The sequence below is a fragment of the Myroides sp. NP-2 genome, from assembly GCF_014145665.1.
Taxonomy (GTDB): Bacteria; Bacteroidota; Bacteroidia; order Flavobacteriales; family Flavobacteriaceae; genus Flavobacterium.
Genome location: NZ_JACHTD010000001.1, coordinates 302,208 through 324,069, shown reverse-complemented (window position 1 = coordinate 324,069; position 21,862 = coordinate 302,208). Strand labels below are relative to the sequence as shown.

Genomic DNA, 21,862 nt, shown 5'->3' with positions numbered 1-21,862 from the left:
CAGCCGATTTACCCGTTAAAATTCCTTTTATTGGAGAGTGAGGAGGAGAACGTACTGTGATTATGATTGAATTTCAACAAAAAAATAAAAAGCCAAGGCTTTCATTATCAATCCAAAACGAAAGACTCATACTTTTATATCTAAAAAAGCTTGCAAAACAATTTTTTCTATTCTATATTTGCACTCGCAATACGGAAGTAATGCACGATCATACAAACATTCGCGAAAATAGCTCAGTTGGTAGAGCGCAACCTTGCCAAGGTTGAGGTCGCGGGTTCGAACCCCGTTTTTCGCTCACGTAAATTTATTTACGCTCGAGTGGTGGAAGTGGTAGACACGCTGGACTTAAAATCCAGTGAACAGTAATGTTCGTGCGGGTTCAAGTCCCGCCTCGAGTACAAAAGTCCTAAGTTAACGCTTAGGATTTTTTTTTGCTCTGTAGTGACCAATACCCCCTATAACACCCAAGAGCACCAACCTATATAAGCATTGAATTTATTACATTTTTATTATGAGCGCAATCGTTATTAGCCAGAAAGAAAATGAAACCTATAAGTTCACTTTTGAACACCGTAGAGGACGAACCCTATTAACCAGCCAAGAGCACTCAACCAAAGACGAAGTATATGAAACAATCGATTTCTTAAAGAACAATTTCGCCTCAGTAGAGAGTATCCGATTTAAAACACCTAGTGGTAAGTTTTATTTTAAAATCGTCATTGACGGTAATACCTATGGAACAAGTCGCCGATTTAATACGGAATTGCGCTTTGAAAACGGAATTGAAGAAGTAGTTCAAAATTTTGTTGCCGCAGAAACACTCGACTTTTCACTTGATATCTTTGGAGATTTACCCGGAGATTAATACTTTTCAAAAAAAAATAAAATTATCAAAATACTGATAGTCAACAACTAAAAATAGAAGGTAAAAAATAATAGCTTTTTTTTTATTTTTTTATTGTCAAGCTCTATTTTTATTCTATCTTTGCACTCGCAAAACAGTTCTAATACTGGTGAGCAGAGGCTCGAGTGGTGGAAGTGGTAGACACGCTGGACTTAAAATCCAGTGAACAGTAATGTTCGTGCGGGTTCAAGTCCCGCCTCGAGTACAAAAAGTTTCAAGTTAATACTTGGAACTTTTTTTTTGCCCTAAAACGAAAACTATAAAACACAGTTTACCCCTCCTTCTAGTCATTTTTTCTAATTGTTCACTTTTCGCCTGTTCTTTTAATTGTTTTACACTTAAATATAACCAATACAAAGATATTTTTTCCTTATTTCAATAAGTATTGCAGACAAAAAAACTACTACTTACATTTGCACTGTTGATTTCCAATCACAAAAAAAATAATGAAATGAAAAAAACAGTAAGCCCTTTTCTAAGTCAATATACCCTGTCGATTCAATGGACTGATTTTGCTATGTCAGCAATGGCGAAAATGGATATTCCATAAAGGAAAGCTTTCTGCATTTTTTGTTTTAAAACAAAAAAGGAGGCTTTCGTACAGCCTCCTTTTTTTTGTATCGTTTTTTATAGCAGCAAAAAAACGATAGTCATGTGTTTGCTGCTAAAAATAATAAAATTTTTAGTAATAATGAAAAAATGTAAACTTCGGCTACTCATTGGTAGCTTGCTCTTGTTGTGTAATATAGCATTAGCACAACAGGTAAAGGTAACAGGAACAGTAAGTGAATCCAACGGAGAGTCACTTCCCGGTGTGTTAGTTACTATTAAAAACACCACTAAGGGGGTTCAAACAGATTTTAACGGACACTATTCGATAGAAGTTTCCCCAGAAGATATCTTACAGTATGAGTATGTAGGGTTCAAATCTCAGTCACTTTCAGTAGGTGTAAAGCGTCAAATCGACATCACCCTACACGAAGATGTAGTCAGCTTAGAAAACATCGTAATTGTCGCCTATGGCGCTCAAAAACAAAAGGCAATTGTAGGAGCAATAAGTCAAGTAAAGAGCGATGTATTGGAAAAACAGGTGGCGACATCAGTAGTTACGGCTTTGCAAGGAACCGTATCGGGAGTTAACATCGTCAATTCCAGCGCTCAACCTGGTGAAAATCCAACTATTCGCGTGCGCGGAATTGGATCGATCAACGCCGCTGCTGATCCCTTGATCATTCTGGATGGCGCTCCTTTTATGGGGAATATCAATGCCATTAGTGCAGATCAAATTGAGACGATCAACGTTTTAAAAGATGCATCTTCTACCGCACTTTACGGCTCTCGAGGAGCTAATGGTGTCATCTTAATCAAAACAAAAATGGGCAAGCGCAATGCAGAACCTGCTGTAAGCATTAACTTAAGTACAGGTGTAGCTTTTGATGCAGTAAAAACCCATAAAGTGCTCAACACTCAAGATTATACAAGTTATTTATGGGAAGGCAGAAAGAACAATTATCAGTATGTCATCGGACAAGATGAACGTACAGCCCGTCAAAATGCCTCAGATGGCCTTGTAAGCTACTTTGGATACAACCCTTTCGGAACCGATCAGCCTATTGATTACAACGGCAATTGGACCGTAAAGGAACCCCTGCTATGGGAAACGGATTGGAAAAGAGAATTAGAACGCAACCAAGCGTTTAGAAAAGAATACAATTTTAATGTGACAGGAGGAAGTGATCGAACCACCTATTTCTTGGCAGGAAACTACCTCAACCAAGATGGAAGAATTAAAACCGCAAACTTTGAACGTACAACCGTACGACTAAACCTAGAAAGTCAACTGACAGATTGGTTACAACTGGGTGCTAACACCGCCTATGCCGTTTCCAATCAAAACTTCCCAACTCAAAGCGGTACAGATTTATATAGCCCTATGAATTGGATTTACGCAATGCCAAGTGTCTACCCTGTATACAAAAGAGATGCTACAGGGCAAATCGCCTATGATCCGCAAGGCCAATCTATCTATGATTATGGCAACGCTTCGAGTAAAGATCCCAATAGTGTACGACCAATTATGAGTGGCGAAAATGCTGTGGGAATTCTATACAACAACCAAACAGTAAACCGCAGGAGTAGCATTACGTGGAATGGTTTCGCAAAAATTGATCTCGCGGAGGGTCTTTACTTTAAATCTAATCTATCCTATGAGAAGTACGACTTGGACATCAAAGCGTATAACAATTCACAATACGGTCAAGCCTCTAGTGTAAAAGGGAGAGTAAACAAAACCAAAAACACCGCTGAAACACTCAACTTCATCAATGCATTACACTATGATAAAACTTTTGGCAATCACCATCTTGCTGCAGACGGAATCATAGAGGCTTACCAATTTAAAAAGGATTTTTTCAATGCCTCTGCCACGGGCTACTTACCGGGAAATTCAGAAATTGGTAGCGGTACTTCGCTAGAGAACATCAATGGCTATACCGTAGAAGATCGACTGACAAGTTATTTAGGCCGACTTAGCTACGACTATAACAACAAATACTTCGCTGAAGGTTCTTTCAGACGAGATTCAAGTACGCGTTTTCACAAAGATGTGCGAGCAGGCAATTTCTTTTCCATAGGAGGATCTTGGATTGCCTCATCAGAGGATTTTCTAGCTGATAGCCCTTATATCGATCTTCTTAAATTAAGGGTTTCTTATGGTGAATTAGGAAATAACAATCTAAAAGACAACTATTTTCCTTATTTGCGTTTATTTGAAACAGGGTACAACCAACTAGACAATCCTGGTGTTATTTTAGGAGATTTAGCGGATCCCTTGCTAAGCTGGGAAAAAACAGCCTCCTTCAATGCTGGGATAGATTTTAGCTTGTTCAACAATCGCGTGGAAGGATCGATCGACTACTACAAAAAGCGGTCTATTGACTTGTTGTTCGCTATTCCACAAGCGTCTTCTACTGGAAACTTAGAAATACTATCCAATGCAGGTACAGTAGAAAACTATGGCTTAGAAGTGAGTGTAACTACACATATTATCCGCAAGCCAGAGTGGAATTGGGATGCGTCTTTAAATTTCTCTATCGACAGAAATAAGGTAACCTCCCTAACACAAGACAGTTTTATCAGTGGATTAAACCGTTGGGAAAAAGGTCGTTCCTTATATGACTTTTACCTAAGAGAATGGGCTGGTGTGGACCCCAACGACGGCTATGGCCTGTGGTATAAAGATGTAGTTGATGCCAATGGTCGCGTCACGGGCAGAGAAACTACCAAAGACTACGATGAAGCTACGCGTTACTACAACCAATCAGCCTTACCTAAGATAGTTGGAGGATTTAATACTAGCTTATCCTACAAAAACTTCGACTTTAGCGCATTCTTTTCTTTTAGTTTAGGTGGATACATCTACGACGGCGATTACGCCAGCTTGCTAGGCGGTATTTCTAAAGGATACCAAAGTTCGCCCGATATTGCTGACCGTTGGCAAAAACCTGGAGATAATACTAATATGCCTATCCTCCTAAATTCGTCGAACAATTTTGCAGCGACCTCCACGCGTTTTTTATATAAAAATGACTACGCGCGATTAAAGGCGCTGACAATTGGATACACCCTACCAATCGAACAATTGGGCAAATTAAAGCTAAAACAAGCCCGTGTTTATATTCAAGGGGAAAATTTACTAACCTTTCAATCACATAAGGGCATCGACCCAGAACAAGCCATCAACGGGGTAACTAATTATCGCGTTCCCTTATCCGCTACCTTATCTGCTGGTTTAACTATTAATTTCTAAAAAGCAAACAAGTGAAAAAATTATATATAAAACGTATTGTCCTGTTATTTGTACTGAGCCTTACAATTAGCTGTTCTTCGGACTTCTTAGACGAACCACAACCCAAAGACAGCATTTCTCCCGATATCGTTTTTGGCAGTAAAGAAGGAGCCACTTCTTTTCTATCAGGAATCTTACGCCTTCAGCGCACCTCTCTAATCAACGATGAGGCCTCTGGTTTACACAGTATCTTATTTGCGCGAAGTGTAAAAGGAGCCGACTTAATACAAAAGCAAATCTGGTTTGGAGATGATTATGACTATCAGGTGTATTTAAGTACAGGCACGCGATCCAAATTCTCCTGGCGTTTGCCTTATAAGATTATCGATCAGGTAAACAACTTTATCCAAGGGGTTGAAGCGAGTACAAAAATCAATCCTTCAGACAAAAATGAATTAATAGGACAAGCGCTAGCCCTACGTGGATACTACTATTTTCAGCTAGCAATTGAATTTGGAGATGCCTATGCGTCCAAACAAAATATCCCCTTTCCTCCTATTTATACTCACCCCACTACAACCCCTAATCCCTTTTCGACTAAGGAGGAATTTTTCGATCGCATTATAAGAGATTTAGAAGACGCATCCCAACGCTTGAACGAAAAGAGAATCAATAAATCTTATATCAATCAAGCGGTTGTTCAGGCCTTTTTAGCCCAGGTATATCAATACACAGGGCAATGGGAACTCGCCAAGAAAAACGCTGTTTTGGCTTATGGCGGTCAACCGCAAAGCGTTTTACATCCAGAAGAATACGCGGCTGGCTTTGATGCAATGAGCGCTAAAGAATGGTTATGGGCTTTGCCTCAAAGTGCAGATCAAACTGTATATTATCGCTCCCATCCACATGCGATGATGGATCACGTTGCTGTAGCTTATCACGGCACATTTATCAACGATAATTTTGTCAAACAATTTAGTCCGACAGATGTCCGCAACCTCTTTTCTAACTTCTATGAAAAACCAGCAGGTGATTGGCAAGCTTATGTAACCTCGAAATTTACATTCACTTTTGAAGCCGATTTACCCGTGATTCGATATCCGGAATTAATACTGATCGAAGCTGAAGCAGACTATCACCTAGGGGATGAAACTCAAGCAAAAAAGACACTCGACCTCCTACGCCAGAATCGCGACAAGGAAGCAGCAGTAACAACAAGCACAGGGTCAGCTGTACTGGAGGCAATCTTATTGGAAAGAAGAAAAGAATTGTACGGCGAATGTGGCGTGGAGTGGTTTGATGCCAAGCGTTTACTGAGAGGCATTACGCGTTCAGGAAATCACCGAACTCCTATTTCTCTCCCTGCTCAAGACAAGCGCTTTCAATTGGCAATACCTCAGGAAGAACTAGATGCGCGTAAGCAAAATACCTCAACCTAACAGGCATAAAAAAATCCTACAGCATTGGGCTGTAGGATTTTTTTATACTTGTATGTTCCTTTGCTTCGATGGTTTAGCTAGCTGCTTCCAATCGTTGCATTAAGTTTTTATTCAATGCCTGTTCGGTATAAGCCAAATCTACGACTAATTCCGTCACATCTTCTTTACTAGGTAACTCATACATCGCGTCAGTTAGGATCGCCTCACAAAGCGAGCGCAATCCCCTAGCCCCTAATTTGTAAGATAAGGCTTTATCTACTATATAATCTAAAGCTTCATCTGTAATAGAGAACGCGATATTGTCCATTTCGAACAATTTCTCATACTGCTTAATTAGTGCATTTTTAGGCTCCGTAAGGATGGCGCGCAACGTTTCTTTATCCAGAGGATTCATATAGGTTAACACAGGTAAACGACCAATGATCTCAGGAATTAAACCAAAGTCTTTGACATCTTTTGGTATAATATACTGCATCAAGTTGGTGCGATCTACTTTTTCACCTTCTTTAATTGAACTATACCCTACAGCTTGGAAATTCAAGCGTTTAGAGATAATACGTTCGATACCATCAAAAGCACCACCCGCTATAAAGAGAATATTTTTGGTATTCACTTCAATAAACTTTTGGTCTGGGTGTTTACGTCCTCCTTTAGGTGGTACGTTGACAATACTTCCTTCTAAAAGTTTTAGCAAGGCTTGTTGTACCCCTTCTCCAGACACGTCACGCGTAATGGAAGGGTTGTCACTTTTACGGGCAATTTTATCGATTTCATCAATAAAAATAATCCCGCGTTCCGCTTTTTCTACATCGTAATCTGCGGCTTGCAACAACTTAGTCAAAATACCCTCTACATCTTCTCCTACGTATCCCGCCTCTGTTAATACAGTTGCATCGACAATAGCCAAGGGTACATTCAACATTTTTGCAATTGTTTTAGCTACCAATGTTTTACCTGTTCCCGTTTGGCCTACCATCAAGATATTGCTCTTTTCAATTTCAATATCTTCATCTTCACCATTCATTTCTTGTAATAAACGCTTGTAGTGATTATACACCGCAACGGACATTACTTTTTTGGTTTGATCCTGACCGATAACATATTCATCCAAAAAGGCGCGGATTTCCATTGGTTTTTTCAACAACAACTCATTGGAAAGACCTTCTAAATGTTTTGCATCTTCTTCTTCCAGTACAATACCATAGGCTTGATCCACACAACGATCACAGATATGAGCATCAATACCCGCTATAAGAATATTGGTTTCTGATTTTGGACGTCCACAAAAGGAACATCTCATCTCTTCTTTAGCCATAAATTATTCTCTAATTAGAATCTCATCGATCATACCGTAAGCTTTAGCTTCCTCGGCAATCATCCAGTAGTCTCGATCACTGTCGTGATGTACTTTTTCCATCGGTTGACCAGAGTGTTTCGATATGATTTGATACAATTCGTCTTTTAATTTTAAAATTTCTCTTGCTGTAATTTCAATATCAGAGGCTTGTCCTTGTGCTCCACCTAGTGGTTGGTGAATCATTACACGCGAATGTGGTAAAGCAGAACGTTTTCCGTCTGCACCTGCACAAAGCAATACAGCCCCCATAGAAGCAGCCATACCCGTACAGATCGTAGCAACATCTGGTTTGATAAACTGCATAGTATCGTAAATACCTAATCCTGCATATACCCCACCTCCTGGTGAATTTACATAAATACTGATATCCTTATCACTATCAACACTTGATAAAAACAACAATTGTGCTTGAATAATGTTTGCTACATAATCGTCAATTGCCGTTCCTAAAAAGATGATACGATCCATCATCAAACGAGAAAAAACATCCATTGAAGCCACATTCATTTGGCGTTCTTCAATGATGTAAGGAGTCATACTACTTACGATTTTATCGTAATACATACTATTTATACCGTGATGCTTGGTCGCATATTTTTGAAATTCTTTTCCGTAGTCCATAAACTATTGCTTTTATGATTAAAAAAATAAGCGTCTATTCATTCAAATAGACGCTCAAATATACTTATTTTTCAGGAAAGAATTATTCTCCGTACATTTCCTTAACGAAATCTTTGTAAGAAATTTCTTTCACTGTTGCTTTTACTTTCTCATTGAATAAAGCCAACATTTTTTCATTCATTGCTTGTTCAGAAATACGTCTTACCTCATCTTGGTTTGACATTACGCGAGCAACGATATCTTCAACTGTTTTATCATCAGCATCCGCTTGACCGAATTGAGCCAATTGCTCTCTGATCAATTTAGTTGTGTAAGCTTTAATATCTTCAAACGTTAATTGTAACTCATATTGCGTCATTACTTTTCCTTCGATCAATTGGTAACGCAATCCTTTTTCAGATTTTTCGTACTCTTCAGCTGCTTGTTCAGCAGACATTGGAGTTTCACCAGCTGTCATTAACCATTTTTTCAAGAATGTAGCAGGTAATTCAAAAGAAGTTGTTTCTAACAAGAACTCAAAAACGTCGTTTAAGTATTTTTGATCTGCTTGAGAAGCGAATTGTTTTTCAGCGTCTTCTTTGATTTTTTCTTTCAATTGTTCTACTGAAGTAACAACGTCTTTACCGAATAATTTATCGAAAAGTTCTTGGTTTAATTCTGCCTTTTCAGACTCGTTGATTTCGTTAATTGTAAATACAACATCAACTTCTAATCCGTGAACTGCATCGTGATCGATTCCTAAAACATCCATTAATTTGTGATCGTCTTCGAATAAACCTTTTGTGTTTACTGTAACTTGGTCACCAACTTTTTTGTTTAAGAATTTCTTTTGGTTTGTTTTTGTTCTGAAATCAGTAACAGCGATTGTTACCTCTTTGTTGATTCCTTCTTCTTCGTTTACGAAAGTACCTACTAATTCAGAAGTTTCTTCAACTGCTTCTTTAGAGATTAATTTTCCGTATTGTTTTTGGATATACTCTACTTGCTCATCTAACATCGCCTCATCAGCAACGATGTTGAATTTAGTAACATTTGTTTTTGCTTCTAAGTCTAAAGAAAACTCAGGAGCCAAACCTAATTCGAAATCAAATTTTAATACATCAGCATCCCAGTCAAAGTTCTCATTCATTACTGGTAGAGGATTTCCTAAAATATCTAATTTTTCATCTACAAGATAATTGTTCAATTTCTCTTGCAAAATTTTGTTTACTTCTTCGAACAATACTGATTTTCCATATTGTTTTTGAATTAAACTCATAGGTACAGCACCTTTTCTAAATCCAGGAACATTGGCGTTCTTTTTGTAGTTAGATAACACAGTATCTACATTACCTTGGTAATCTTCTTTTGCAAGTTCAATAGTAACAATTGCATTAAGAGCATCTACATTATTTCTTGTAATATTCATTTTTTGATGTATTTACATATAAAATTGGGTTGCAAAAATAAATTATTTTTACAACCCATCCAACTTTTTAAGTGTTTGTATTTCAACTATTAAATTTTTCACCCGTTTCTCGGTTCCCCTTTTAAGAGAATCCCATTTACAATGGATTGACAAAAAGACAAGATCAAGCTGAATAATAAGGCATACCAAAATCCGTCTACATAAAATCCACCGACAAAATAAGCGCTAAGCATAATGATGATGGCATTGATAACGAATAGGAAAAGCCCTAAGGTAATGATCGTTGCTGGCAGTGTCATAAAGACCAGAATAGGTCGTAAGAACACATTCAACAATCCCATCACTACAGCTACCCACAGGGCAGAGGTCCACCCTTCAACGTGGACTCCTGGCAACAGCCAACAAAGGAAAACAACTAAGGCTGTTGTAACTAATAATCGAACGATAAAACTCATCTATTTTCTTTTTTAATTCTGTACTACTAAGGTTGGTCCTGGATATACAGCAGGATTCACTAATGGAATATTTGACTTATAGTGTCTGTTAATCACGCGTAAGATTTCAGCAGCGATAAAAGCATACCCTCTGGCATTCAAATGTACTCCATCCAATGAAAAAAGCACTGTATTTAGGTTGCCCATTCCTTTAAAGTAATCAGCGGTATAAATTTGTCCGTCTTCTACTCTCAAGCCACTAACTGCTTTGTGTAACAATTCATTCATATCGGCTACTGCCAATCCTTTTTCCTCTGCTATTCCACGGATAATAGAATTGAAGGCGATTGTAGCCGTTTGTACTTTTTGTTGTTCTACTGGATTCAACACAAATTTATCTTCAATTGGAAACGTAATTCCCTTGATTAACATAGCGTCCATTGCTGGATTACCTGTTGTAAAAGTCGCGCCAATTTGCGCTCTACTCGTCAACAACATTAAGTCTTTCGCTGTCGCGTGTCTCGCTTGACCATAGCTTTTAGCAATAAATCCAATTTCTTGGTCTGACAGTGCAAACGGAAATTTTCCTGATGCAATTAAAAACTTGATTGTCGCTGCGATTTGAGGTTCTAGGTTAACTAAGGTTTTATCTTGAATCAACAGTGGATTTGGCTTATTTTTATCCAATAATTGCAAGCGATCGCCTTGACCAAACTGTCCTAAGATTTCTTTGAACATTCCAACTAACATATTGATTTGACCAAAAACCTCATCTGGATTTTGTCCTGGCTTCACTACAGCATCCGCAGTGATAGGATTATAGGGTACGGTTGTAAAGAATGGAATGGTTGTAACATCGGGAACAGTAGCTACTACTCCTTTTGCTCCGCCGGTTGTCAAGGTATTGACAATTCCTTCATACGCCATCTTAAACACCCCTACATGGGTAATGTCATTCCCGCCGTATTGGGTAAGATCTGTTCCTGTTGCTTCTTCATTTTGATCTAAACCTTCACCACCAGATGTAGCATAAGCTAAAACGTCATTTGCTCCAATCCAGTTGGTAAAAAAGGTCGGTTGTAACGTCATTACATCTGCCATCACGGTTGTTTCGTCCGAAGTTGCTGTACGCACAAAGTAGGGATTGGCCTTACCTTGGGTTAAATTACTTAGGCTTCCATAACCAGGTGCGAGTAAATGAAAGGTTTTTGCTCCAGGTACTCCCGCATTGTGATAGGCTTTTTGGCTTCTATTGGCAACGTCTAAGGTTACTGTTCCTTTTTTATTTTCTGGACTACTGGTTGACATATTCATCACCAGTTTGGTATCGAATCCTGGAAGCGGGCTACCGGCCACTAACATTCCTCCTACATCGTTAGCATCGTCATCTAAAGGAGGTTGTGTAAAATCACCGCCACCGACAATTTTAAATTGTTGAGCTAAAATATTAGGAAAGGAATTCTTTTGTGCCGAGCGGTAAAGCGTTCCATCCATATAGCCCGCAGTCAATGAGTTTCCTATAGCCACATAAGAGGAGAAGTCCGCTTCTCCAGCATAATACGTCCCTGAGTTAATTTCATCTTTAATAGAAGGCTCACAGGCAGCAACTAAAAAAGCTAAAAGAGGTGCGATATATAAATATTTTCTTTTCATCTTAATTCAATTTAATCATTAAAAACTATAAGTTACACCAATTCCTCCACTAGTTACTGCAGATTTATAGGTTCCTCCAAAGGAAACATTTTGCCCATCTTCGTGGTAGTAATCATATGAATTATGCGTATCGCTAAAATGCAAGTAAGAGAATACTAGATCCACGCCAATACCGTTTTTAAATTTATACGTCAATCCTCCAGTATAGGCACGGGAGTCGTTTCTTGGCGTTTCTGGTGCGAAATACCCTTCTTGTACAGGGCTTTCATCGTAATACCATCCTGCTCTAAGTGTCAGTTGATCGTTTACCGCATATTGTGCTCCTAGGCGATAGGTACTCGAATCTTTATAATTTCTCGAGTTTACCGATGTTCCTAATGGGCTATTAACAAAGTCAATTACTAAAGCGTCGTAAACTTTCCAAAACGTTCTGTTGTAGTCGAAAGCAAGCACCCATTTATCCCAAGAGTAAGAAGCACCAACGGTTAACTCAGCAGGCAATGGCATTTCAGCTTTAATTTTGCCGTCTTTAAACATCGCACTTCCAAAAGCTGGCGCATTGGAAAAACGCGCTTTCCCACTATTTTCTTTCATGATAATTTCAGAGCGGTAGTTCATCCCTAAGCGCAGATGGTCATCGACATTTACGAGATATCCAGCTGTCCATCCCCAAGCGGTAACATTTTTGGCTTCAATTTCTACGCTTGTTCTCTTGCCCTCTTCATTGGTCATACTGCGAGAAACGTTTCGATCAAAGGTAACGCCACCATTGACAAAAATAGGTCCTCCACCAAAACTAAAATGCTTACTTACTTTAACAGCGATAGTCGGCTGAAAATAAAAAGCTTTTAGATCGATATTATTGACCAAATGTGATCCTTGCCAATCGCGATCCCAATCAACTGCACTTCCATAAGGCGTATAAACAGCTAAACCAACCGTTAACCAATCCGTTGCCTTATAGGTCCCGTAGAGGTAAAAGGGCGTCCCTGGGTTACGCGTTTCATTTTCCCAACCATATGTTTCATTTTGAAACTTGGTATCTGCGACCAAATAGTTCATCCCCGCAGAGAAATTGAACTTATCGTCCAGATAAACCGATGCTGCAGGATTAAAAAATAGTGATTCTGCACCACTACTAATAACAGCTACTCCAGCATGTCCCATCGCAAGCTGTCTGTTTCCTTGCATACTAACTCTGTAACCCCCTGCATAGGTAGAGGCGGTAATTAAAGTTAGAAGGGATAATGACAATACCTTTTTTATCATAATTAACTATTATTTTATTTCTTATCTAGTAAATATAAAAATATATAATAATTTGACAAATTTTTAATACACACTTTAACAACAAAAAACATCAATTAGAAACATTTATACTCTTTTTTTAAAAAAATATACAAAAATCACACAATATTATCACCATTTATTTAGTCTCTCTCTTTCTTTTGAGCATACGCCTTTTATTTTTTTAATAACCCTTTACATCTTGTGAAGACAAAATAAAAAAAGCTACCTTCCCAAGGGAAAGCAGCTCTGTTGAACTATAAACTAAAAATATAAAAAGACGATTCTAATATATCAGGTAAATCCAACCCGTATAGGTATCATTTAAAATGTTTTCCATCACGTAAAAATACGTTCCAGATGGAAGCAACTTGTTTCCTGACTCAGATTGTCCATACCATTCTTTCTGATATTTTCCTGCTTTGTACACTAATTTACCTAAGCGATTGTATATTTTCAAACGCTCAACATTGTAGTTACTCAAGTCCAAAAAGTCGTTTAACCCATCGCCATTTGGTGAGATTCCCTTCGGTATAAATACTTTTTGGTAGTTGATGTCCATACAAGTATCACAAGCCTCCACAGGATCCTCATTATCAGCAGCCTCTACACTCACTACATTGATAAACGCCTGGGTGTGTTCTAACGGAATAGTCAACGTCACTTCATAGGTTACGGTATCTCCAACATCTAAAAGCGATAGCATATCGATCAAATCTCCAGTACCTGTAGTTCCAAGAGAGCTAGACCATCGCATTTGTTGTACCCCCACAGGCATATAGTCAACCACTTCTACATTTACAGCTGATCCTGGTCCTTTATTCTCTACTGTGATAGTGTAGGTCGTTTCTTGTCCAGGGATATAGTAAGCAATACCATCATCTTTAGTTGCGTGCAAATCGGCTTGATACAAAATAGTAGCAATAGTAGGATCATTGCGCTCTGGTGTTGTTGGGTCATCCGATACTTGTTCCATTGCACCACTTGAGGTTTGCGCTACGAGTTTCGCTTGATTAATCACGTGTTTAGCTCTAAAATCTTCGACTGTAATGGTGTGATAAGCCACAACGACTTGAGATTCTCCAGGTTTTAATTCAGCAATACGCGAAGGGCTCAAGGAGGCAGCATCCGCATTTTCATCCGTAAGCACGATATTAGTAACGATTGTTTCTCCAATATTCTCCACTAGGATTTCGTATTCAATCTTGTCGCCAATGCGGTTGTATTCGCGATCAACTACTTTTTTAGTAAAGGCCAATTTACCTAAAGCGACGATTGCTTGTGCTTCATTGTTGTCTGGATGAGGGTCTATATTATCTCCTTTTACTGTAGCCTTATTGAGGTACTCGCCTGCTTCTTTGATTTTTACTTTAATTTCGATACGCACTTCCTCTTGAGGAGCAAGTGCGCCAATTGTCCACTCTCCTGTTGCAGCATCGTAGGTTCCTTTATCAGCAGTATAACTTACAAACTCGTATCCAGAAGGCAATAAATCCGTCATCATTACCTGAGGATCTGTAAAAATTTCATCTAAGTTTTTGACCGTAATTACAAAAATTGCAAAACCATCTTCTTGTGATTTCACCGCTTTGGTAATAGATAAGTCAGTACAAGGTTTAACGATTACATCCAAGGGCAAAGAGCGATTACTCCAACCACAATCTTTTTTTATTCTCACCGAATACAAACCACTTGTTGCCACATCCAGAAAATTCTCAGTTGTCACTTCTATTAGCTCTCCGTTTAAGAACCACTCATACTCGATAGAATCCTCTGTTGATTCTAATCGCACGGTACAATTTTCATTTTGTTTCACCTCGACAGGTACTTGTGCAGCTTGCCCAAAAGAGGAGAAAAAAGCGGACATGGAAAACCCGTCTCCTTGCTGAACCAAACTAGCGGTTAAAGGCAAGTCAGAGCGCAAAATAATATTTTCAGGGTTTCCGATAGACGTGCGATCAAATGTAATCATGTAGAGTCCACTATTTCCGAGAGGAGTACGTGTTCTGTTGGTCAGTGTTTCTATATTTTGTTCATTGAGATAAACAACCTCTGTTTGATGTTCAATAATGGCAAATCCCATATAAGGCAGTCCGCCATTGTTGTAATTGACAAATTTTGTCGTTTGAATATTAATTGATCCCGCACACCCGCCAATTGGCAATACGGTAGAAATATCTGTTTCGCATTCTACAGCTGTTCCAGCGTATACAATGACTTCATTATCCGAAACGATCAAGCTCGAAGAATTGGCATTTATTCCATCTCCGTGATAGAATGAATAGTAATCCCCTGCGTTGGCCAAGACTTGAGTAATAGTAGCTCCTGTTGCTGCACCCTGTGCGTTAAAGCTCGAAATGGTTACAGTAGTATTGTCTTTTGTTGAGACGATTAAGCTTTGTTCAGATCCCAGAAACTGATTGCGTTGTGTTGTATTGGGAATGGTTCCCTCTCCACGTACAACCAAATATCGATTACCTAACATGTGAACTGGTGCAATTTGATCAAAGGTTCCATCTTGACCATTAATTCCCCCTGGACCACATAAGCCCGGTGTATCACCCCAGTTTCCCACATTGACAACTACGGATTTATTGGATTTTAAATAGGCTCCTAATGGCGCTTTAAACAATCGACTTTGTCCAGCTTCTAAGGTAAAGGTAGTCACACCCGTTGCTTGTTCCACTTCAACTTCAGTTTCGTCTTCCGTAGCCAATACGGAATATACTGGTGCATTGGAATAAAGTCCTTGCGTACTCTGTCTGTAGTAGCCCAAGCGAAATTCTACTCCTAATCCTTCTTCCCCAAAACTAACTAGAGAAGCGTTTCCCTTTATGTTCTCAACCCCTAAGGAAGTCCAACCCACGGAAGCATCCGAAGCTATATTTCGAAGGTTTACTAAAACAGGTTCACTCGCCTCGACCAATAATCCCCGGTCATCATACGTTGTATCTAACACATTTCTAGTCAGCGTATTTGCCTCTCCAGCAAAGCGATAAGTAACCGGATTATTAACTGTAACCGTTAAAGTTGTCAAATTCGTCCCATCGCTCTTTTTCAATGTCACATTTACAGGATCTGATGACAGTGTACCAATTACAATTTGATTCGCTGTACTCCAATACTGCCAAGGTGCAGGAGCAATATGATGATTTTTATAGTATTGCGCATAAACGGAAGTACTTAATAGCAAAAAAATACCGAGTAGGAAGACGTAGTTCTGTTTCATAATTGAGTATAATAAGGTTTGTTATTAAAAAAAGGATTCTACCTGAGACCTTCCCTTTGACTTGATAAGAGGCATTCTCAAAGCCGCCTAAATTAAGTTAAAATAAACTAAATAACAAGAGCTCAAAAAAAATAAACAAAATGAAATATCAATTAAAAAGAAAATTTAACAATCAAAATATAATTATTCACATAAAAACAAGCATTTCATTTAAAAATAAAAGTTTTTCATCCTTACTCACCCCCATATTTTGCCATTGATTTAATCAATCTAAATAAAATTGAACAAACCTCAACGACTACACCGATCAAGCAATAGTGAATTATCCTACTTCTGTTGCAGTTGTGTACCATTATTTCAGGATGGGACATGAGAAAAGTCCCGTTTTATAACATACAAAAAGAGGCTGTCTTAAAAGCTTAAAAGACAAAATCCCACCTTTTTTAGACGGGGTTTTTTATTGTTTGTCCCGATCGCGCGGACTCCCGATCGGGCAGATTATTGTTTTTCCATGATTTAGACGAAAAAGAAGTGTTTAGTTTCTTGCAGTACATCGGTAACGGGTTGGGTTTTGTTCGAGTCATGTTCGAGTCAGCTTCGGTAAATCGGGGTTAAACCCCCGTAAATACAAAGGTTTACCGAAGAAGACCCGAACAAAAGCAAAACAAAACCAAATAAACAACTGAATAACAACTGTTTGTCTTGTATATAGAAGGAAAAACAAACCCATTTGTGCTTTTTTTTTACAAATAATGGAAAAACACGGAAGGCGGTCATTCAGGTTAATTCCTACTGATATAGTTTTGTAGCGTATTCGTGCAGAACCTGAATAGAACAAAACGATTGTAAAAAAATAGTAATCCGCGCTGTCGGAATAGCTAAAAGCATGGATTGCCAAATCCGCGCGATCGGAGTCTAACATTCGTTTTACTTGCAAGAAGAATTAATCAAAGAAAAAGTTGCGTTTTATACCATACAAAGAGGGTGTCCTTTTGGGACACCCTCTTTGTATGGTTGTACTTTTATCGCTATTGTTCCTTGAGCAAGTTAAGAGAGAAAGTCCAAAACTTTCTCGAAAAACAATTTGGGGTTTTCCGCATGCAACCAATGTCCTGCATTGGGGATTGTATCAATAACAGCCTGTGGGAAGTGTAGTGCAATACTCGCTTCGTCTTTTTCTTGAATATACTTTGACGCTCCTCCACGAATAAACAATGTTGGTTTGTCATAGCGTGCATCTTCGGCTATCCCTTCTCCAACGACTTGTTCGTCTTTGTTAAACACCTCCAAATTAAAGCGGAATGCCAATTGATCTGGTTCTTTCCAGTACAAGCTTTTCAACAAAAACTGTTTAGTTCCAACATCGTTAATATAGGTACTAATGCGATCATCGACTTCTTTTCTCGAAGGTTTTTGAGAGAAATCCACAGCATTCAACGCTTCTAGGATATCTTGATGATGAGGTGCATAAGCGCGAGGCGCAATATCTGCCACTATCAACTTTTCTACGCGATTGGGAAATTTTGTGGCCAAATGCATGGCAACTTTCCCTCCCATAGAATGTCCTAAGACAATTGCTTCTGTGATATTGTAATGATCCATATAGCGAATGACATCTTGAACCATTACTTCATAAGACCAAGCGTCGGAGTGAAAACTTCGCCCGTGATTTCTCAAATCCAGCAAATGCATTTCATACCCCTTTTCTACCATTTGCTTACCGAAAGTATTCCAGTTGTCTGACATACCGAAATAACCGTGCAAGACAATCATCGGCTTACCGCCTTCTCCTTCAATTTTTGAATATAAAATCTCCTCCATTAACTCAATTTTTGAATATACATATTAACTACATTTTCTAATCCTAAATACAGCGATTCAGCGATGAGTGCATGTCCAATAGACACTTCTAGTAAATTGGGTATATTCGCCTTGAAAAAAGCGATATTGTCCAAACTCAAATCGTGCCCTGCATTAATTCCCAAATCTAAGGCTACAGCCAATTCAGCTGCGCGAATATAAGGTTCAATGCCCTTTTCATTTCCCAATCCATATTGCGTAGCAAATTCTTCCGTGTACAACTCTATGCGATCTGTACCGACAATTTTTGCTCCTTCGATCATCTCCAGCACGGGATCTACAAAAATAGAGGTGCGAATTCCTTGTATTTTACACTCTTGAATTACTTCAGTCAAGAAATCTTTGTGTTTCACAGTATTCCATCCTGCATTAGAAGTCAACGCATCCACAGCATCAGGCACTAAAGTCACTTGCGTAGGTTTGCATTCAAAAACTAATTTTAAAAAGTTATCCATCGGATTCCCTTCAATATTGTATTCTGTATACACAACCTGCACTAAATCTCTGGCATCTTGATAGCGAATATGTCGTTCATCTGGACGAGGGTGAATCGTTACCCCTGCTGCTCCAAATTTTTGAACATCTTCAGCTACTTTTATTAAATTAGGTACATTACCTCCTCTTGAATTCCTTAAGGTAGCAATTTTATTGATATTTACAGATAGCTTTGTCATAATTAAGATATTAAAAAACAAAAATACAAAGTATAATTAAGGCTTATTGGTTTATTTTTAATTATTTTGCAGTCACAATTCAATTGAAGCGATTTTGACAACGATAGACAGTTTACTACTTCACCTACCTGCCTTCACCCCTTCAACCGAGGTGGCGGAGGTTATTGCCTTTTTGGACGAGCAGGATTATTCTCATCTTCCCATTGTTGATGCAGACCAACGGTGGATGGGCAATCTTGCGTCTGCGTTGCTCTATGACGCTGATGAAGCTCAAACCCTAGCAACGCTACTTTATCAGGCAGAACCCTTCTTTGTCAAGACGACGGATGGTTTAGCTAAAATTGCAGACACTTTTATTCAAAACAAATGTAATCTACTACCTGTTGTAGACGAAGATCAACACCTACTAGGGCAGTTGCCCAAAGCGGCTTTGATGGTTTATTTGCAAGAAAGCACTTTTTTGACGGAAACCGGCACTACAGTAATCATCGAGACGAATACCGTTGCTTGCAGCTTTGCCAACATTACGCAAATCGTCGAAAGCAATAACAATAAACTATTGGGCATCCTTGTTTTGAGTACGCACGAAAACAAAACCCAACTTCTTTTGCGCTTGACACAAAAAAACATAGAGACAATTATTTATGACTTACGACGTTTTGATTTTACGATAATCTCTCAACACGACGAAGATTTGCATCAAAACAAACTCATGGATCACTCTAATTATCTAAACAAATTTTTAAACATATAGCATGAAATTTGCAATTTACGGGCAAACCAATAAAACAATAGTACAACAAATCGTTCATCGTCTTTTAAACGTTTTCGAAGCGTATGCGCCAACTATTATTTTTGAGCGTAATTTTTATGATCTCTTAAACGAAAAAAACATTTTGCCAACGACTTACCAGACGTTCGGCGAGGCGAATGAATTACCGTTAGACGTCAATTTTTTCATCAGTATTGGTGGAGATGGTACTATGTTACGCGCTGCAAATTTCGTCAAAGACAAAAATATTCCCATCGTGGGGATTAATGCGGGTCGTTTGGGGTTCTTGGCTAATGTTCAGGAAGACAACATCGAGGAGCATTTACCTCATTTGTTTACGCACACGTACAAATTATCGCGCAGAGCCTTGCTTAACATTGCTTGTGATCCGGCGTCAAATTCGAATTTCGACATCAATTTTGCGCTGAATGACATTACGGTTTCTAGAAAGAACACGACATCAATGATCACAGTAGAAACGTATTTAGACAACGAATATTTAGCCACCTATTGGGCGGATGGATTGATTATCTCGACCCCTTCGGGTTCTACGGGATATTCTTTGAGCTGTGGTGGTCCGATAATTGAACCAGAGACGGGGTGTTTTGTGCTAACGCCTTTGGCTCCCCATAATCTCAATGTAAGACCATTAGTGATACGCGACAATCTAACAATCAAACTAAAAGTAAACGCTAGAGAAAGTCAGTTTTTATTATCGGTTGACAGCAATACACAAGCGGTGAACAACGAAACAGAAGTAACGATTACCAAAGCGCCATTTACCATTAATTTGGTGGAATTCCCACAACAAAGTTTTATCAAAACGTTGCGAAATAAGCTACTTTGGGGAGAGGATAAACGCAATTAAAAAAACGGGAGGCATTCTTTTTTTTATTACATTTATTTTTTATCACTCATATTTGTTTGAATTTGTTTAGAACAAATTATTATTTTTCAAACAAAGAGAAGGCATTATTATTATATTTGTGAATTATTTTAACAAAATGAAAAAGGCTTTACTTACATTTATCATACTGCTTAGCATGCCTTTAGCACACGCTCAGATTCATGAAGTGGGCTTCGGTTTAGGTGGCACAAACTATGTGGGCGACATTGGTTCCACTCAGTTTATTAACCCAAAGAACCTAGGCTATAACGTTTTTTACAGATGGAATAAAAGCCCGAGGCATTCCTATCGCGTGAGTTTCAGTCAACAAAAGTTGGTTGGCAATGACGCTGATGCTTCAAGTGAAAGCCGAAAAGCAAGGGGGTTACGTTTTGACAACACCATTCAGCAATTGAGCTTGGGGATTGAATTTAATTTTTTTGAGTTCGACTTACACCAAGAGAATTTTGCCATGACCCCTTATTTGTTTGCTGGAATATCAGGTGTTCGCTATACGGATTTATACTATAGAGGATCAAGGCTCTCTAAAGGAGACAAAAAATATACAGGGGCTATCCCCTTTGCAGCAGGAATGAAAATCAGGGTTCATCCTCAAATTAATATTAATGCAGAAGTTACCGCTACGTATAGTTTTACAAATAATCTAGATGGGAGTTACCCTGCTGAATCAAAATTGGAAAACTTTCGATTTGGAAAGAACGGAAATGATTGGTTTTTCTACTCTGGAATTACAATAAGTTATACTTTTGGACATAATCCTTGTTATTGCGCAGATTAAATGAAATTGAAAGAACAAATAAACATGAGCAATCTACCAAAGCATATTGCAATTATAATGGATGGCAATGGTAGATGGGCAAAACAACGTGGATTCCTCAGAACAATCGGGCATGAAAATGGCGTTAAATCCCTGAGAACCACCCTTACAAAATGCAGAGAAATAGGCATTGAATACTTGACACTCTACGCTTTTTCTACTGAAAATTGGAACAGACCTAAATTTGAAGTAGATAAACTGATGGAATTGCTTGTAAAATCACTTGCTAAAGAACTCCCTACCTTTATGGAAAACCAAATTGCCTTAAACGCAATTGGAAATCTTGAGTTACTTCCAGAAAAAGTACGTCAAAATTTGGCAACAACAATTGACAAAACGAAAGAAAACAAAAGGATGACTGTAACTTTAGCACTAAGTTATGGCGCTAGAGCAGAAATAATACACGCAATTAAGGAAATTTCTATTAAAGTTAAAAATAATATAATTTCAGAAGACAATATTGACGAATCAATTATTAATGAGCATCTTTACACGCATAATATGCCTGATGTTGATTTGTTAATTCGCACCAGCGGGGAACAGAGAATTAGCAATTTCTTGCTCTGGCAAATCGCTTATGCTGAATTGTACTTTACGGAGGTATTATGGCCAGACTTCTCTGAAGAAGAACTCTATCGATCGATACTGTCGTATCAACAAAGAGAGAGAAGATATGGAAAAACTAGTGAACAAATTAAATAAAAACGAAAATA

At 38.4% G+C, this 21,862-nt stretch carries 16 protein-coding genes and 3 tRNA genes; 10 read left to right on the top strand and 9 right to left on the bottom strand.

Going from position 1 to position 21,862, the window contains the following annotated elements:
- The first annotated feature begins 222 nt into the window (after nt 1-222).
- From H4K35_RS01375 to H4K35_RS01350, 6 genes are all read left to right on the top strand, one after another.
- Nucleotides 223-295 (top strand) — tRNA-Gly (locus H4K35_RS01375).
- 17 nt (nt 296-312) lie between these two features.
- Nucleotides 313-398, top strand: a tRNA-Leu gene (locus H4K35_RS01370).
- 113 nt (nt 399-511) lie between these two features.
- Nucleotides 512-865, top strand: a complete 354-nt coding sequence (locus H4K35_RS01365; RefSeq protein ID WP_182625592.1) for a hypothetical protein — start codon at nt 512-514, stop codon at nt 863-865.
- A 158-nt stretch (nt 866-1,023) separates the two neighbouring features.
- A tRNA-Leu gene (locus tag H4K35_RS01360) sits at nt 1,024-1,109 on the top strand.
- A gap of 486 nt (nt 1,110-1,595) precedes the next feature.
- A complete protein-coding gene (locus H4K35_RS01355) occupies nt 1,596-4,712 on the top strand; it encodes a TonB-dependent receptor (protein ID WP_182625591.1) in 3,117 nt (1,038 codons plus the stop codon).
- 11 nt (nt 4,713-4,723) lie between these two features.
- A complete protein-coding gene (locus tag H4K35_RS01350) occupies nt 4,724-6,130 on the top strand; it encodes a RagB/SusD family nutrient uptake outer membrane protein (RefSeq protein WP_182625590.1) in 1,407 nt (468 codons plus the stop codon).
- Between the two features lie 73 nt (nt 6,131-6,203).
- Here H4K35_RS01350 and clpX read toward each other — a convergent pair whose 3' ends face one another.
- The 9 genes from clpX to H4K35_RS01305 all read right to left on the bottom strand — a co-directional run bounded on the left by clpX (nt 6,204) and on the right by H4K35_RS01305 (nt 18,653).
- A complete protein-coding gene (gene clpX / locus H4K35_RS01345) occupies nt 6,204-7,445 on the bottom strand; it encodes an ATP-dependent Clp protease ATP-binding subunit ClpX (RefSeq protein ID WP_182625589.1) in 1,242 nt (413 codons plus the stop codon).
- 3 nt (nt 7,446-7,448) lie between these two features.
- On the bottom strand, nt 7,449-8,108 hold the full coding sequence (clpP, locus tag H4K35_RS01340; RefSeq protein WP_182625588.1) for an ATP-dependent Clp endopeptidase proteolytic subunit ClpP: 660 nt from the start codon (nt 8,106-8,108) through the stop codon (nt 7,449-7,451).
- 82 nt (nt 8,109-8,190) lie between these two features.
- Nucleotides 8,191-9,516, bottom strand: a complete 1,326-nt coding sequence (gene tig, locus H4K35_RS01335; protein ID WP_182625587.1) for a trigger factor — start codon at nt 9,514-9,516, stop codon at nt 8,191-8,193.
- Nucleotides 9,517-9,614: 98 nt separating this feature from the next.
- Nucleotides 9,615-9,971 carry a phage holin family protein gene (locus H4K35_RS01330; RefSeq protein ID WP_182625586.1) on the bottom strand — a complete coding sequence of 119 codons (357 nt, stop codon included), beginning with the start codon at nt 9,969-9,971 and terminating at the stop codon, nt 9,615-9,617.
- A 12-nt stretch (nt 9,972-9,983) separates the two neighbouring features.
- Nucleotides 9,984-11,603, bottom strand: coding sequence for a hypothetical protein (locus tag H4K35_RS01325; RefSeq protein WP_182625585.1), 1,620 nt, complete (start codon nt 11,601-11,603; stop codon nt 9,984-9,986).
- Between the two features lie 18 nt (nt 11,604-11,621).
- Nucleotides 11,622-12,872, bottom strand: coding sequence for an OmpP1/FadL family transporter (locus tag H4K35_RS01320; protein WP_182625584.1), 1,251 nt, complete (start codon nt 12,870-12,872; stop codon nt 11,622-11,624).
- A 304-nt stretch (nt 12,873-13,176) separates the two neighbouring features.
- Nucleotides 13,177-16,119 (bottom strand): gliding motility-associated C-terminal domain-containing protein, encoded by a 2,943-nt coding sequence (locus H4K35_RS01315; protein WP_182625583.1) that lies wholly within the window; start codon nt 16,117-16,119, stop codon nt 13,177-13,179.
- Nucleotides 16,120-17,166: 1,047 nt separating this feature from the next.
- Complete coding sequence (locus H4K35_RS01310; RefSeq protein WP_182625582.1) at nt 17,167-17,940, bottom strand: alpha/beta fold hydrolase; 774 nt, start codon at nt 17,938-17,940, stop codon at nt 17,167-17,169.
- Nucleotides 17,940-18,653, bottom strand: a complete 714-nt coding sequence (locus tag H4K35_RS01305; RefSeq protein ID WP_182625581.1) for a pyridoxine 5'-phosphate synthase — start codon at nt 18,651-18,653, stop codon at nt 17,940-17,942. Before H4K35_RS01305 ends, H4K35_RS01310 begins: the two co-directional genes overlap by 1 nt.
- Before the next feature lie 94 nt (nt 18,654-18,747).
- Here H4K35_RS01305 and H4K35_RS01300 point away from each other — a divergent pair, with 94 nt between their 5' ends.
- From H4K35_RS01300 to H4K35_RS01285, 4 genes are all read left to right on the top strand, one after another.
- A complete protein-coding gene (locus H4K35_RS01300; protein ID WP_182625580.1) occupies nt 18,748-19,407 on the top strand; it encodes an HPP family protein in 660 nt (219 codons plus the stop codon).
- 1 nt (nt 19,408) lies between these two features.
- Nucleotides 19,409-20,293: an NAD kinase gene (locus tag H4K35_RS01295; protein ID WP_182625579.1), complete on the top strand. Its 885-nt coding sequence runs from the start codon at nt 19,409-19,411 to the stop codon at nt 20,291-20,293.
- Between the two features lie 136 nt (nt 20,294-20,429).
- Complete coding sequence (locus H4K35_RS01290) at nt 20,430-21,110, top strand: DUF6089 family protein (RefSeq protein WP_182625578.1); 681 nt, start codon at nt 20,430-20,432, stop codon at nt 21,108-21,110.
- On the top strand, nt 21,111-21,851 hold the full coding sequence (locus H4K35_RS01285) for an isoprenyl transferase (protein WP_182625577.1): 741 nt from the start codon (nt 21,111-21,113) through the stop codon (nt 21,849-21,851).
- The last annotated feature ends 11 nt before the right edge of the window (nt 21,852-21,862 follow it).

Bases quoted from the DNA above. Each gene is read 5' to 3' on its own strand.
- H4K35_RS01365 (WP_182625592.1), top strand. From the start codon at position 512: ATGAGCGCAATCGTTATTAGCCAGAAAGAAAATGAAACCTATAAGTTC.
- H4K35_RS01310 (WP_182625582.1), bottom strand. From the start codon at position 17,940: ATGGAGGAGATTTTATATTCAAAAATTGAAGGAGAAGGCGGTAAGCCG.
- H4K35_RS01295 (WP_182625579.1), top strand. From the start codon at position 19,409: ATGAAATTTGCAATTTACGGGCAAACCAATAAAACAATAGTACAACAA.
- clpX (WP_182625589.1), bottom strand. From the start codon at position 7,445: ATGGCTAAAGAAGAGATGAGATGTTCCTTTTGTGGACGTCCAAAATCA.
- H4K35_RS01285 (WP_182625577.1), top strand. From the start codon at position 21,111: ATGAAATTGAAAGAACAAATAAACATGAGCAATCTACCAAAGCATATT.
- H4K35_RS01330 (WP_182625586.1), bottom strand. From the start codon at position 9,971: ATGAGTTTTATCGTTCGATTATTAGTTACAACAGCCTTAGTTGTTTTC.
- H4K35_RS01290 (WP_182625578.1), top strand. From the start codon at position 20,430: ATGAAAAAGGCTTTACTTACATTTATCATACTGCTTAGCATGCCTTTA.
- H4K35_RS01325 (WP_182625585.1), bottom strand. From the start codon at position 11,603: ATGAAAAGAAAATATTTATATATCGCACCTCTTTTAGCTTTTTTAGTT.
- H4K35_RS01355 (WP_182625591.1), top strand. From the start codon at position 1,596: ATGAAAAAATGTAAACTTCGGCTACTCATTGGTAGCTTGCTCTTGTTG.
- clpP (WP_182625588.1), bottom strand. From the start codon at position 8,108: ATGGACTACGGAAAAGAATTTCAAAAATATGCGACCAAGCATCACGGT.
- H4K35_RS01315 (WP_182625583.1), bottom strand. From the start codon at position 16,119: ATGAAACAGAACTACGTCTTCCTACTCGGTATTTTTTTGCTATTAAGT.
- tig (WP_182625587.1), bottom strand. From the start codon at position 9,516: ATGAATATTACAAGAAATAATGTAGATGCTCTTAATGCAATTGTTACT.
- H4K35_RS01320 (WP_182625584.1), bottom strand. From the start codon at position 12,872: ATGATAAAAAAGGTATTGTCATTATCCCTTCTAACTTTAATTACCGCC.
- H4K35_RS01305 (WP_182625581.1), bottom strand. From the start codon at position 18,653: ATGACAAAGCTATCTGTAAATATCAATAAAATTGCTACCTTAAGGAAT.